A 14893-nucleotide genomic window follows, 5' to 3' on the forward strand; every position below is an offset into this window, starting at 1 on the left:
TCGTTTTACTGATAAATACAAATACTGATGGTAAAATAACAACTTATGCAATTACAAACATTACTGACAGCGCTAGAAAATTATTCATGGCGCACACAACAAGACGATTCACTCGATACGACGAGCGAGATTACAGCCATCGCTTACGACTCTAGAAAAGTTGTAGAGCATGGACTCTTTGTGGCCGTACCGGGTACCCATACAGATGGTCAATTCTATCTCGCAGATGCTGCGGCACGCGGTGCCAGTATAGCGGTGGGCGAAAAAATTTCTGCCGCGACTACACAGACATTGCCGCTGCCATACATCGAGGTTCCCAATGTTCGCATTGCCCTGGCTGATCTGGCTCGCGCTTTTTATGGCTATCCCGCTGATCAGCTCTGTACGATCGGTATTACTGGTACAGACGGAAAAACTACGACCAGTAACCTGATCAGCACGCTATTTGATACGGCAGGACGACGCAATGGGTTGATGACCACTGCAAATTTTAAGATGGCCGGGCAAGAGTGGGAGAATGCTACCCGCCAGAGTACGCTGGAGGCACTGGAGATCCAGGAGTTTCTCCAACGGCTGGTCTCGGCGCAGGTCCCCTATGCGATTGTCGAGGCAACTTCACATGGGCTGGAACTGGGTCGTGTCCATGGCTGTAATTTCGATGTCGGCGTGGTTACAAATATTACCCATGAGCATCTGGATTTTCATAAAACCATTGAGGCCTATCGACGAGCTAAGGCACGCCTGTTTGAGATGCTCGATCCTAAACGCGACAAAGGTATCAATGCTCATCCAGTCGCTATCCTGAACCGTGATGATGTTAGTTATGAGGTGCTTAAGCCTTACTGCCAAGTACCTATATTAGATTATGGGATCGACACACCAGCCGCTGTACGCGCCGTTGATCTTAATCTGGGTGCACAGAGTACCAGTTTCCGCGTACTACTGCCCGATGGAGAGGCACATATCGAAACTCGCCTGGTTGGGCGCTTTAATGTCAGTAATAGCCTGGCAGCTATTGCTACAGCGTACAGTCAGGGTATCAGTATTGCTGACATCGAACGCGGCATGGCATCAGTATCCGGCGTCACTGGACGCATGGAGACAATCGCGGAAGGGCAGCCGTTCTCAGTGATTGTGGACTATGCCCATACACCTGATAGTTTGCAAAAAGTAATTGCGACATTAAGGCCTTTGACAACGGGCAAATTGATCCTGGTCTTTGGGTCCGCCGGTGAGCGCGACCTGCAAAAACGGCCCATAATGGGACGCATCGCCGCTGAACAGACTGAATTCTTTGTGATCACCGACGAAGATCCACGCGACGAAGATAGAGAAGCTATTTTACAAGAAATTGCCGCTGGGGCTAGCGCGACCGGGAAACGTGAGGGCAAAGATTTCCTGCGTATCGCAGACCGTACCCAGGCCATCGCCGCCGCTTTTGAACACGCACAGGCTGGCGATACGGTGCTCCTGGCAGGCAAAGGACATGAGCAGAGCATCATCATGGGAAGGGAAAAGCTTCCCTGGGATGACCGCCGGGTTGCGCGCGAACAGCTCAAAAAGCAGGGATGGCTGGCGTGAAATACAACGCTTACTGCTCCTGGCAGATCTGCCAGGAAATAAGTGCCCTGCGTAGGGCGAGACAACAACAATTGTTTGAATAGGCCATCATTACGTCTTGGGAGTACATATGAATCCAAATTCTCCGTGGTTATTACTACTCGTGTTTATCGGCTGTGCCATAGTAAGTACCTTGCTATGCCAGGTGGCCAGATTGCTTTTTCCCAAGTTTCGCAGTGGTGAGCACAAACCCGGCACCCATCGCGCTGACCTTCCTACCGGGAAACGCGAAATCAGAACTATCGAATTGCCATTGGTAGGCGGTCCGGCCTTTACATTGGCAATCATTGGGGTCGGCATCGCCTCTGGCTACTTGCTTGATTTCTCCCTGGATCAATGGATATTACTCTTCATTTCCCTGGGAGCAATGCTGGGCTATGTACTGGTCGGCTTTCTTGATGATTGGCGTAAAGTCTATCGCAATGAAGGCCTCTCAGAGATCGCCAAGTTCTCTGGCGTATTCCTGGTAGGCGCGATAGCTGCGGCACTCTATTTTTACCTGCTACCGCAAAGTGGACAAATCTCTTACAGCCTGTGGAAAGATCTCCCTATCCTCAATACATTTCTCTGCCCCACCCCTATCGCGCATCATCCAGAAATTTGTTCGGTTGCGGGCAATCCCGTGGCCTACTACGGCTGGTTGATCTTTCTGATGCTTATGACCGGAGTAATCGGAAGCCTCACTTCGGTCTCGGTCGACTTTAGCGATGGACTGGATGGGCTGGCTGGTGGGCTGGTCTTCAGTGCTTCATTAGGATTGGGTATCGTAGTCACAGGTCTGGTAGGGACCCAGCCTAATGGTGTTGTGTTAGAGGTGCTGGCGCTTTTAGGGGCCGGCGCGATTCTGGGCTACCTGCCATGGAACTGGCCCTCGGCCTGGGCGGCCCGCCGTGGACATGCCACCCGGCGCGCGAAAATCTATATGGGAGATAGCGGCGCTCTCGGCATGGGTGGTCTACTGGCCATGATCGCCATCTTCTCACGCAATGAAACCTTGCTATTGATGATCGGCGGCGCCTTTGTGCTGGAGGGCCTTTCGGCTCTGATTTCAGCCCGTGTACTGACCCGCTTCTTCCGCCGTTATCTGACCATCCTGCGCTTCGCACATACAGAAACCTTTGTGCCACATACAGAATTTCCTTTGCCCTTTCTGGCAACACCACTCCACCATCATTTCGATCTGCTAGGGTGGGATCGCCGGCGCCTGGTTTATGCCGCCTGGGCCCTGGGAGCCTGCTTCGCCGTACTTGGAATCATGGTCAGCCTGGTACCATTCTCATGGCAACGCTATATTGGACGTTTCCTGATTATACTCCTGGCTATCTTGATCTGGTCCAGTGGCTCCTGGTCAAAAAATTACTTTGTTGGTAAACATCTTGTGGCAGGCGCCCGCCGTTACCGCCTGGCCCTCTACTACGGTTATCCTTTCCGCATTATGGGCCTAAGACTCTATCACCTGGTCGAGGTAGTAGAGGCCAGTGAAGACGTGATTGAGACGCCAGCAGAAGAACTGGCCCTCTGGCAGCGTATGACCATCTTTGATGCCAGAGCGATGTTAGGTCTCTATTGCTACCGTGCCGGCTATTATCCAGCCGCGCAGGCGCAGTGGACCCGCATTCCGGAACGCAATCGTATCTTGCGGCCCGAAATAGTTCATCTACTCAATGAACTGGAAAGCCAATTAGCGCTCGAAAAACAAGAGACGCAGCCGATTCGACGCCAGGATATTCTGCGCAAAAAAGAAGAGCCTATTCTGGAGGGCAACTTGCCGCCGGCAGATCTGCCCAATCCTTATGAGCCTGTCAGCGAGGAAGAGAGTCACAGTGGGCCTCTCCAGATATGGACCACTAATACTCCAGATTATCCTATTGAGAGCGATGATGAAGAGCTAAGGATAACAACACCGCTCAACGGTGAGGTGCTGGTGAGTAAGCAGACAAAAGAGCTGCCGAACAAGGAGAATAGCCCATCCACCAATAACCGCACCCATACCTCGCGCCGGCAGGAGCTACCGAAAAAATAGGGAAACACACATTAAAAAGCCCTGAGATCGCGAGCAAGCGATACGATGGACCTTCTTTCAGGTGTGGAGTGTGCGTGGTGGGCGGTCGCGACCGCCCACCACGCACACTCCACACCCGGCTCCGCAGGCGCCAAAGAGGAAAAATAAAAAGCCCTGTTTTTTTCTTACCTATATTTGCTTATTGGAGCATCTTTTGTCATAATGCATATCAAGTATAGGAAATCCAGCGGGAAAAGAGGATTATATAAAAAATGTCCAGGGCTCCTACCTTACCAGAACAACCCTCGCAAGAAAGATCCACAAAAAGAGGTATTTCTACCCTGCGTGCTTTGCGCTACCGCAATTTTCGACTTTTATGGATCAGCCTGGTAGTCTCTTCAATTGGCACCTGGCTCCAGATTGTAAGCCAGAGTTTATTAGTATTAAAGATTACCCATAATTCGCCAGTGGCGCTAGGCATCGTCTCATTGGCCCAGGCCATTTCATTCTTTTTATTTGCTTTTATTGGAGGGAGCATTGCCGATCAGAGCGATAAACGGCGCTTTTTATTGATAACTCAAACGCTATCAATGCTCCTGGCATTTATCCTGGGTATCATTACTATTACTGGCATCGTACAGGTCTGGATGATTGTTCTGCTGGCTTTCTGCTCCGGCACCGTGCTCAGTTTTGATCAACCGGCCCGCTCTTCACTTGTCCCAACCCTGGTTCCACGTGAAGATCTGATGAACGCGATCTCACTCCAATCAATTGTCTTCAATGGTGCAGCCTTCGTCGGACCTACGCTGGCGGGTGTGCTGATTGTTATTTTTAGCAGTGCCAGAAACGGGAATAGCCTCTTTCCCTATGCCGGTAACTTCTTTCTCAATGGTATCAGCTTTCTCGGGGTGCTGGTTGTACTGTATATGCTCCAGATACCACCGGATGCAGCAGAACAGAGTACAGCCAGGCGGGGCCCCTTACTGGCCTCCATACGCGCCTCCCTCGGCACAGTAGGCCGGGATGAGGTGCTCCCATGGGTGCTGTCTGGCTATGGAGCCTTGCTCTTCTTCGGACCATCCAATACTTTAATCTTACCGATCTTCGGGACACAAATCCTGCACTTGAATGCGGCACAATTGGGCCTGTTATTCTCTGCCGCCGGATTGGGTACAATATTGGGAGCCCTGGCGGTGGCCTCATTGGGAGATTTTCAACATAAAGGCTTGCTACTCCTTCTCTCCCTGCTGGTCTGGACAAGCTCGTTGCTTATCTTTTCACTCAGTCATCTTTTCTGGCTCTCGTTGTTGGCCCTCCTGCTCTTTGGTATCGCTCAGAACGGAGTGGGAGCAACGACAATTACGCTGCTCCAAACACGGGTACCACCCCAGATGAGGGGACGCGTCATGAGCCTGAATACCCTGATGATTATGGGAATACGCCCACTGGGTGATTTCCCCGCCAGCGGCCTGATCGCTCTGGTGGGTGGACCACTCACCGTGTTAATATGCGCCTCAATTGTAGGGCTCTACTCGCTCTACCTGTTGCTGGCTCGGCCTATTATACGTAGCTTGTAAACAAAAGAAGATAGCAGGGGAGTCAGGTTGCTCTTCCGCTGCCATCTTCTTTTGCTTTTATGGTTGCTTTTACGTTAAACCAGGTTAAAACGGTTTCTGGAGGCGCGATATTCAGCCTCTAAATGCTGCTCTGCCACAAGAGCCTGGATTTTGTCCTGTACTTCTGCATGGAGGTCTGAAGTGTCCTCTAAGCGCAGCGTCAAGGCCTGAACCCAGACATCCAGGGCATCCTGGTAGCGTTGCCGGGTTTGATACACTATCCCTAACCGATATAAAACGTTGAAACGCTCTCGATCCAGTGGAATGTCCCTTAATAAACGCTCGGCTTCGCGATAATAGCGTTCCGCATCAGCAAACTGACTCAACACAACTGCGACATCGCCCTGGCCGGCGAGAGCCAGCCCTTGAATGTAGATTACGGCATTCTCCTGTGCCAGAAATTGTGCCTGCTCATAGCGCTCTCTGGCCTCTAAATAGACGCCTTCAGCAAAGTAGAGGGAACCAATTGCCTGTAAGGTACTGGCGGTGTTTAAGCGATCCCCCAGGACATTAAATAATTTCCAGGACTCATTATATGACGAATGCGCGCGCTGCATATCTTGCTTCTGGCGATAGAGATCTCCCATAGTACGCAATACCAGAGCTTCACCACGGCGCAACTGCTGATCCCGAAAATATGGTAACACCTCAAGACAGGCCTGCTCTGCCAGATCTAACTTGCCCTGCTGGATATGGACAGCACTTTTAGCAAGCATAGCCCAATATTGATCCACCGGCCGATTTAATTCGTTAAACAGGCGTAGTGCCTCTTCAAAATTACGCACAGCCCGGCTATACTGACCCAATGCGCCATAGGCGGTCCCACGATCATAATGGGCCCAGGCATGTCCAATACTATCCCCCTGCTGAGAACAGGCATTGATGCATTGCTCAAAGCAATGCAATGCCTCAGCATAACGGGCCTGTCCACGGTACACCATGCCCTGTACATCCAGGATGCGCGCTAAGCCACGCTCTTGCCCACAGTTCTTAAATTGCGTTTGAGCCTGTTGGATATAAGTAAGGGTCGTCGGAAAATTTCCTTGATCATGCAACAGGAGGGCCAGTTCATATTGTGCCCAACCGGCGTACTCGGCCTTGCCATCATTGCGTTGATGGATAGCCAGGCTATTTCTCAAGCATGCTTCAGCCTCGGCATAGTTTCCTAATTGTCGCAGCAAGGCACCCAGGCGGCACTGGAGCAGGCCAACACTCGTTTGATCATTCAGGCGTGCCGCATAGCCAGAGGCCCGGCGCAATAATTTTTGCAAGCTCGCAAACTGACCCTGGCCCTCAAGAGGTTGCGCCGCGCGCAAAACAATCTGAATTGCCTCCTGCAGATCTTTTGCCTCAGCCGCCGCCTCTAGATGCTCAAAGGCCTCAATCCATTCTTCTACTCCTGGCTGAGATAGGCCATAATAGTAAGCAGCCACCACACGATGCACGCGGCGGCGTTCTTCCAGAGGGAGGCGAGAGAGAGCAAAATGACGTATCTGTGGATGAATTGAGTACACGTAGCCATCGAATAAGACAATCGAGGCCTGCACCAATTCGTCGCGGGCTGCTCGCCAGTGCTGAGGAGGACGCAATGTAGTCAGACGTAGCGGCGGTTCAGTCTGGTCAGCGACATCTTCTTTTGTGGCGGCCGATCCCGGCTCACGTCCGGCCAACAATGTATCAGAAGAGATTAAAGTCGCGATCTGCTCGCTATTAAAGGGAATACGAAATGCAGCCAGATAAGAAAGCAACACACGGGCCGGAGAGCTTAAACGCTGATAAGAGACTTCCAGAACCGCCATAATTCCAGCCAGGGGATTACTATACAGATCGTCGCGTACCTCTTCTAAGGAGCGCGTAGCCGCTTCTGGAGTATAAACCTGACCGCCAATTGAACGTGCGGTACCAAAGATCAGTTCGGCCCCCAGAGGATAACCATCCAGTAAGGCACAGATCTCTTTTAAAATGATTTGCTGGCGCGGATTATCCAACTGGATGCGCTGATCGAGGCCGCTGGTGGCCGCGAGATCGGTAAAAAGCGTTAACAGGTCGGCGCTGGTCATCTTCCCAATTCGATATTCATACCAGCGACCCAGCACACCATCCATCACCAGCATACTCTCAGGATTAGAATGCGAGGTAACGACCACCACCACTTCCTGAGGCAGGCCATTCAAAAAGGCCAGCCATTGTTCTAACTCAGCTCTATCTTTGACTTCTTCAAAGCTATCCAGCAACAGGAGGCAGGGGAGTTCGCGGCTAGCCAGGGAGCGCAAGGTCCCTTGAACCAGGCGGGAACGCTGCCTGGCATCGCTATTCGTCACATTACGTGCGGGAATCTGCAGGGCATGAATAATTTCCAGCAGCCCATCATTAAATAGCTTACCGTTCTCTAGCGAAATCCCGATAATGCCACCTAAGAATTTATCACGATTGCGTCGAATAGCCTCTAACGCTAACGCGCTTTTACCGATGCCAGGCGAACCAGTCAAGGCAATATGATGATACCCCTGTTGCTTGCGTGCCCCCTGCGGGCCGTCGGCCCAGACCAATCGGTGGCGGCCAGGGTTAAGAGTTGCTCGATATCATGCAACTCTCTTTCGCGCCCCACAAACGACGCAGGAGGACCCAGATGGGCCAGTGGATGAGCATGTTCATCCTGCGCATCCGAAGCTATCATCAAAGCTACAGGACCCTCGTCATCTTCAGCAACGTGGCGATAGAGCACCGGGATAAACCAGCTTTTCTGCTGCATTGGCAACATCGCCTGGCGTGCCCGCGCTAAAGCTTCCTCCAGGGTTCGACCATCGGCAAGAGCCTCGTAAAAATGGTACATAAACGTTGGACTCAGATCATCCTGCAACGAAAATGGCATCGCCACTACAGCTGGAACTTGAGCTGTCACCAGTGAGGTAGCCAATGTCGAATCCACGGCAGTCAGGTGCTGAGATGACGGCGCAGTCCCTCCAGCGGCCTTATCATTAGTAACGGTCGCGGTCTCACAGGCAGCGAAGACGGCCAGGTGAACATCGCTACTAACCAGGACACCACGCAATGATTGGGTATCGATAAAATTGTTGTAACCCTCATCATCACAAAAACAGAGATAGGTCTGAGCCTGCACGCGACTTAAGGAGGTGCCACACTTGCTGCATTTGCGTGCGTCTGGATTATTGACTGTCTCACAACCATCTTTGGGGCAAAGCTTGCCATAAGCTCCATGGCCATCAAAATGCACCACATAACAGGGGAGCGTGGTATCACTATCATCGAAAGTACCGGCCCCGCCATAAGAATTAAGATAACGTACAAACTGGCTAAAGGTTGGGGGTTCCAGGCGATCCAAAAACACCTGACCGGTCTCGATCAAAGGGTTTAACGCCTCTTCCATCGCTTCAAAACTACGCTCGGTCTCCAAGGGGGCAAAATTTGAAGGGGAGGCGCTGATATATAATATGCGAAAAGGTGGATGTACCGGTAACTCGGAGCCGACGGGAGCATCTGGACGCAACAGTGCCCGGCTGAGCGTAAAAATGCCAGAAGCGATCAAAAAGTGATTTCCATTATAGAGTAATTCCCAGGGGAAACGCACAAACTCTTCACAGCCAGGAGCAAAAATCAGCGTTAAAGCCACCGTTCCACGCCGTTTCAATGTGCGTTGAATCACATTGCGCAAAACCGCAGCCACCGAACCTTCGGCTGGCGGCGACGGCTGACATTGTGAAGGATCGGTCCCCGAAATAGCACAAAAGAGACGATAGCCAATCCCACGTAGCTCCGTATCACTACTTTCCAGGGTATTGAGTTTTTTTTGCAATGCGCCTATCTGTTTAGATGTGTAAGGAGGAACAAAACATCCACTCACCGCATGCCCCGACCAGCTCTCCTTTAGTTGTACCTCGTACGAACCATCCTCACGCGCACAAAATAATAAGCTTAATGTTTCTCCCATGGGCTTAAGTGATCTCGCATTCCATTGCTTTTCGCGCTAATGCACGATGACAAATGCTGAATATGCCGTTTTCTCACGTACAAGTATACCACACATGTGTTTGCAATGATCTCAAAAAGACCATTACAACAGGGCTTTTTACTTTTCTTCTTTGGCGCCTGCGGCGCCGAGTTGGGACTGTGGAGTGTGGTGGGCGGCCGTAGCCGCCCACCACACTCCGGAAAGAATGTCCATCGTATCGTTTGCGCGTGATCTCTGGAAGAGCATGAAAAAGCCCTGCCATTGCAAACAGAAGGGTACATCTTTTTTTGGGCCGTTGATAGGGCCGATCGGGCCAGAGAGGGAATGTCCGAGAGTTATATTGGGATGCTACTCACCCCAATATAGCTCAACTTTTCCGAACCGTACCGTGTCACCAACTTTAACTCCGGCTTCTTCGAGAGCTTTGGTAACACCCATCTTTTCGAGCTGGACCTGCATGCGATCCATGCCTTCTTCACTTTCCTGATTAGTCATATTGACCATGCGCTCAACGCGCTTACCATGGACAACGAAGATACCCATTTCTTTGGAAATGGTGAAAGCATCGTCAGGCATCGGACGTAGAATGGGGCTCTCGCCTTCGCGCAGATCGACAACCACCTGGGCCGCGGCACGCTCGGCCTCTTCACGCGCGATTTCATGCAAGCGCCGTGAGGCTTCGGCCATCAGTTCCTCGGTTCCCTGGTGGGCAGCAGCCGAGATGGCGAAAGCTGAATAACCTGCCGCCTCGACCCTGGCTTTAAATTCAGGCCAGCGCTCCTGGGACTCGGGCACATCCATCTTATTGAGTACTACCAGTTGTGGGCGCTCAGCCAGTTGTGCATCGTACTCGCGCAGCTCTTTATTGATAGCCTCAAAATCCTGCCAGGGATCGCGCTCGATAGCCGAACCATCAACCATATGACAACAACGTGTACGGCGAATATGGCGTAGGAATTCATGACCAAGTCCAACACCCTGGGCGGCGCCCTCAATCAAACCTGGAATATCGGCTACGACAAAACCAAACCCATCGCCGCTACGTGGTTGACCAACCTCAACAACTCCCAGGTTCGGCTCTAAAGTAGTAAAAGGATAATTAGCGATTTTTGGACGGGCCGCTGAGACAACCGAGAGTAGCGTCGATTTGCCAGCATTTGGATAACCTACCAGGCCCACATCAGCAATCACGCGTAGCTCCAGTTTGAGCCAGCGCTCTTCACCGGGCTCACCACGCTGAGCCTCCTTCGGAGTCTGACGCGTTGAGGTCGCAAAGTGCACATTGCCCAGGCCACCACGCCCACCACGAGCAACCATCACCTGTTGTCCAGGCTCAGTCAAATCAGCAACCAGTGCGTCCGTTTCAGCATCCCTAATAATCGTGCCACAGGGCACACGTAGAATAATATCGTCCCCTTTAGCTCCATGCATCTTTTGACGCACACCAGGAGCCCCGAATCAGCTTTGAACTGCTGTTTATAGCGGTAATCAATCAGGGTATTTAACCCATTTGAGCTTCAAAGTAGATACTTCCACCTCTTCCACCATCTCCACGAGCCACTTCATCACCATTGGACCACCAAATGGAGCAAACTTCTCACGACGAAAATGTATTGATCCGTCGCCTCCATTTCCGGCCTTAACAAAAATCTTTGTATGATCGTAAAACATAATCCATCCCCAATGCATTGTGCAGGCATTAAAATCTGTATCTTTGTGGCGAGTGGAGTATATCACAAATGAACCGCAGGCACAAAAATAGCCCGGCAGGGGCTGTGAACAGATGTGTTCGATCCTGCCAGGCTTGTATCCTCATGGGAAATGAAAAAGCTTTGGGATGGATTATCTCTACTACAACAAACCGTTATCGTTGTTCTGATTGCCTCCACCAAAACCGCCCTGATTTCCACCAAAGCCGCCTTGATTTCCTCCACCAAAGCCACCGCCTAAAAATTGCTTGGCGGCAAAAGCAGCCACTCCGGCAACAGCTAATTTAGCCCAGGGACTACCCAAAGCGCCACCAGGACTGAATACCTGATGTAAAACATCGGGTTGCTGCTGCTGGGCATAACTGGTCACTCGTGCGGCATCCGCGGGAGACATGGTATAAGGGTCAGTATTCTGGACACCCATCTGCTGCGGACTCACCCCACGTTGCGTCAAACCACCCAGGATATTCTGGAGCAATCCGCCACGCTGCTCAGGAGGCATCTGCTCATAAACCTGCTGATGAGCCTGCTCAAACACTTGTGGTGGAACATTCTGAGCAAATTGATTATAGTTTTGCCAGGCCTCTTGATGAGGGATCTGATTATAGGTCCCTTGATCCCAGGCATTAGCATACTGTTGATTAAACTGAGAATTGTTCTGGTATGGATTCATAAGCGTTCACTCTTTCTATCGCTCTATAAACAATACTGCTATAGTGATTTCATTTGTGATTGCATGTGACCGTTATAATACGAGACGCTTTAATCAGAAGTTTCAAAGCGTCTCGTATTCATCTTCACAACATAAACCATGAATCTCTGGTGGAATAGGCCATACGTCCAGGACTGGACGAAGGGACCAGCGAGCCACCATTATTCCCGTTTGGCTCAACCTTCCAGCTGCCATACCCGGCACCATTGGCATTATTACATTGATTATTCTGGTAACTACAATACGATCCATTAATAGAGCCATCGCGCTGAACCTGCCCCTGGAAAAAGAGGGAAGATGTCCCGCAAAGCCAGGTACCAAAAACTGGATTTTATTGTCCGTGGTAACCGTACCAGTAAAATCTCCATCACCTTGCAGGCCCGGACCCAGGGCCAGATGGCCCGAAATCGCCCCTTGCTGCTGACGCATCTGCGTCAACGTCATAGTAGAATCCACAGCCGCCGGTGTATTATGGATGGTACCATTGTAGGCCGCTACAATGGCAGGGAAATTTTTTGCTGGCTGCGTTGGTGTATGGGTAGGTACACTGGTAGGTGTATGGGTAGGTGCACTGGTAGGCCTGGTTGTGGGTACGGCTGTCTTTTGCGCGACGGGTGTATGCTGTATACCCGTTGTGGGATGTACAGGAGCGGCATGAGGCAGATTAAACCAGACCGCGGCACTCGCTCCACCCCCAAGCAGAAGCAGCAACACAATCACCAGAACTATCAGTCCTGTCTTGCGTGGCCGCCGCCGCTGTGGCACAGGAGGCGTTGAATGCGGCATATTACCCGCAGGCATCCCCCTACAGGCAAGGTCTCCAATTCCGTAAAATCTTCACGTGTGTCAGGTCCACTAGCTCTATCAACGACAGGTGGCGACATCAGGCGCCCAGCCGCAGGCAAGACGGCCGGTGCCAGTGCAGGCCGAGCCTCTTCTTGAACAGGCAGAGGGCCAGTTGGCAGACCTGACCGCTCACCTGGCACTTGCATGGTTTTCTGTAATGTCTGCCAGAAATCCTCGATAGTCGCAAAGCGATCGCTACTATTGACAGCCAGAGAACGCTGGATAGCCTCGGCAAAGTCAGGAGGGAGATCCGGCACAATCTCACGTATAGGTACCAGAGGATCAGCTCTATTCACGCTCATACGCGTAATGCGATAGAGCGCATCAATCGGGATGACACCTGACAGTAACGTATAGAGAGTCGCCCCAAAGCCATAAATATCAGTCCGGGTCTCCGTGCCACTAACATACTGTTCAGGAGCACCATATCCGGGAGAACAATGCCGTACCGCTGTCGTCGTAGCATCTTGATCGTATTCTTTGGCGATCCCAAAATCGACGAGCACGGCGTTTTCACCTGAAGTTGGGACAATAATATTGGATGGTTTGACATCGCGATGAATAATGGGTGGCTGCTGAGTATGCAAATATGTGAGAGCTGAGGCGATAGGCTCCATCATTTGCATAACCTGAGGCAGAGAAAAACGCTTATCAGGTTGCTTCGAGCGTAACTGCTCCAGATTAGGACCAGCCACATAATCCATTAACATACAGATGCGATCACGCTTTGGCTCTTCGAAGATTCGATAGACACGAGGTAGGGCTGGATGATCCACGCGCCGGAGAACCTCCCCTTCAAATAGAAGGTTCTCCCGCTGACGCCGCTCTACACTCTCTACCTCTTTGAGCGCAAAGACATTTCCTTTGACACGTCTGTCCCTGACGCGGTACACTGCCCCAAATCCACCTTGCCCCAACAAATCTTCAATAATATAACGGTCTCGGACTATCTTGCCCTTTGGAAAATCTTGCATCCCTTCACCTCAAGTTCTCGTTGTTTTGCGCACGTGACACTCTGTATACGAAGGGGCGAAGATTAAAGCTCTATCTTGGCTGTAGTTCCCGCTCTCCTGACTTTGTCTTTGCGATCGCTGGCTGATGCTCATGCGTAATCAAACGAGCGTTGCGCTGGAAAGTAATATATCCCCAGAATGACTGGAACAGAACCATAAAGCGATTGCGGAAACCAATCAAAAAGAAAATGTGGGCTACGATCCAGAATACCCAGGCCGGGAAGCCGGTAAATTTCACTTTACCAAGATCGGCGATACCATAGGAACGTCCCACCGTTGCCAGATTGCCCCTATTATGATAACGGAATGGCTGACTATTTAGTTTACCTGCGACACGCTCTTTAATAACAGAAGCAGCATAGATACCACCCTGCATCGCGGCAGGCGCAATGCCTGGAATGGGTTTGCCGTCCTGGGTAGCCGAGGAGGTATCACCGATAATAAAGATGTTGGCATAGCCAGGCAGGTTGAGATACTCATCTACTTTGGCACGACCAGCACGATCCAATTCAGCTCCCAGCCATTTACCAGCCGGAGAAGCGGAAACGCCAGCGGTCCAGATGACGGTCCCGGCCTCGATCTGCTGGCCAGCAATCACGACACCATGCTCGTTGACTTCCTGTACAGCTGAACTGGTGCGAACTTCAACACCCAACTGATGCAGACCATCCTGGGCCTTTTTGGCTAGTTTCTCATCAAAGGCCGGCATAATACGTGGCAAGGCTTCAACCAGGATAATGCGAGCGGATTTGGGATCGATATTGCGGAAATCCGAAGCCAGGGCTACGTGAGCCAGCTCAGCAATGGCACCGGACATCTCAACGCCGGTCGGACCAGCTCCAATCAAAATAAACGTCAACAGTGCACGCTGACGATCAGGATCGGTCTCCTGCTCGGCTTCCTCGAAAGCCAGCAAAATTTTATGCCTCAAGGCAGTCGCATCGGCTATCGATTTCAAGCCGGGCGCAAAAGGGGCCCAATGATCATTGCCAAAATAGCTATGACTGGCGCCAGTAGCCACAATCAAATAATCATAGGGAATCGAGCGATCAGCCGTCAGTACCACTTGCTGATCACGATCAATACCTGTCACTTCAGCCAGCAATACCTTTGTATTCTTTTGTTTGCGCAAGATATGGCGAATAGGCGCCGAAATATCCGCCGGAGACAGTACAGCTGTAGCAACCTGATACAATAAAGGTTGGAAGAGGTGATGATTATTGCGGTCGATAACAGTAATATCGACGGGTGCATCCTTTAAAGCTTGAGCAGCATTCAAACCGCCAAAGCCAGCACCAACAATAACAACATGAGGTCGTTTTGCAGCACCAGTAATAGTCGTCGAGCCACGTTGAGTATGTAAAGCGTCCAAAGTGTGTCTCTTCTCCCTAGCCTCATCCGAGAG

General features: G+C 51.3%; 9 protein-coding genes and 1 pseudogene. 3 read left to right on the forward strand and 7 right to left on the reverse strand.

Going from position 1 to position 14893, the window contains the following annotated elements; genetic code table 11:
- Positions 1-45: 45 nt before the first annotated feature.
- The 3 genes from EL645_RS03435 to EL645_RS03445 all read left to right on the forward strand — a co-directional run bounded on the left by EL645_RS03435 (position 46) and on the right by EL645_RS03445 (position 5199).
- Positions 46-1581 carry a UDP-N-acetylmuramoyl-L-alanyl-D-glutamate--2,6-diaminopimelate ligase gene (locus EL645_RS03435; RefSeq protein ID WP_126548729.1) on the forward strand — a complete coding sequence of 512 codons (1536 nt, stop codon included), beginning with the start codon at positions 46-48 and terminating at the stop codon, positions 1579-1581.
- A gap of 109 nt (positions 1582-1690) precedes the next feature.
- Positions 1691-3643: an MraY family glycosyltransferase gene (locus tag EL645_RS03440; protein ID WP_126548730.1), complete on the forward strand. Its 1953-nt coding sequence runs from the start codon at positions 1691-1693 to the stop codon at positions 3641-3643.
- 251 nt (positions 3644-3894) lie between these two features.
- Positions 3895-5199 carry an MFS transporter gene (locus EL645_RS03445; RefSeq protein ID WP_126548731.1) on the forward strand — a complete coding sequence of 435 codons (1305 nt, stop codon included), beginning with the start codon at positions 3895-3897 and terminating at the stop codon, positions 5197-5199.
- A 74-nt stretch (positions 5200-5273) separates the two neighbouring features.
- Here the strand turns inward: EL645_RS03445 and EL645_RS03450 are convergent, their stop codons facing one another.
- From EL645_RS03450 to EL645_RS03480, 7 genes and pseudogenes are all read right to left on the reverse strand, one after another.
- Complete coding sequence (locus tag EL645_RS03450) at positions 5274-7787, reverse strand: tetratricopeptide repeat protein (protein WP_126548732.1); 2514 nt, start codon at positions 7785-7787, stop codon at positions 5274-5276.
- Positions 7724-9052, reverse strand: a complete 1329-nt coding sequence (locus EL645_RS03455; RefSeq protein ID WP_161977074.1) for a CHAT domain-containing protein — start codon at positions 9050-9052, stop codon at positions 7724-7726. The genes EL645_RS03450 and EL645_RS03455 overlap by 64 nt, the downstream gene beginning before the upstream one ends.
- A gap of 504 nt (positions 9053-9556) precedes the next feature.
- A pseudogene (gene obgE, locus EL645_RS03460) lies at positions 9557-10897 on the reverse strand (GTPase ObgE).
- A gap of 162 nt (positions 10898-11059) precedes the next feature.
- Positions 11060-11590 carry a hypothetical protein gene (locus EL645_RS40210; protein ID WP_174845290.1) on the reverse strand — a complete coding sequence of 177 codons (531 nt, stop codon included), beginning with the start codon at positions 11588-11590 and terminating at the stop codon, positions 11060-11062.
- 102 nt (positions 11591-11692) lie between these two features.
- Complete coding sequence (locus tag EL645_RS03470; RefSeq protein WP_126548734.1) at positions 11693-12415, reverse strand: hypothetical protein; 723 nt, start codon at positions 12413-12415, stop codon at positions 11693-11695.
- Positions 12358-13449 carry a serine/threonine protein kinase gene (locus EL645_RS03475; RefSeq protein WP_126548735.1) on the reverse strand — a complete coding sequence of 364 codons (1092 nt, stop codon included), beginning with the start codon at positions 13447-13449 and terminating at the stop codon, positions 12358-12360. The genes EL645_RS03470 and EL645_RS03475 overlap by 58 nt, the downstream gene beginning before the upstream one ends.
- 70 nt (positions 13450-13519) lie before the next feature.
- Complete coding sequence (locus EL645_RS03480; RefSeq protein WP_246035265.1) at positions 13520-14860, reverse strand: NAD(P)/FAD-dependent oxidoreductase; 1341 nt, start codon at positions 14858-14860, stop codon at positions 13520-13522.
- Between the last annotated feature and the right edge of the window lie 33 nt (positions 14861-14893).

The sequence above is a fragment of the Dictyobacter kobayashii genome (genome assembly GCF_003967555.1).
Classification (GTDB): domain Bacteria; phylum Chloroflexota; class Ktedonobacteria; order Ktedonobacterales; family Ktedonobacteraceae; genus Dictyobacter; species Dictyobacter kobayashii.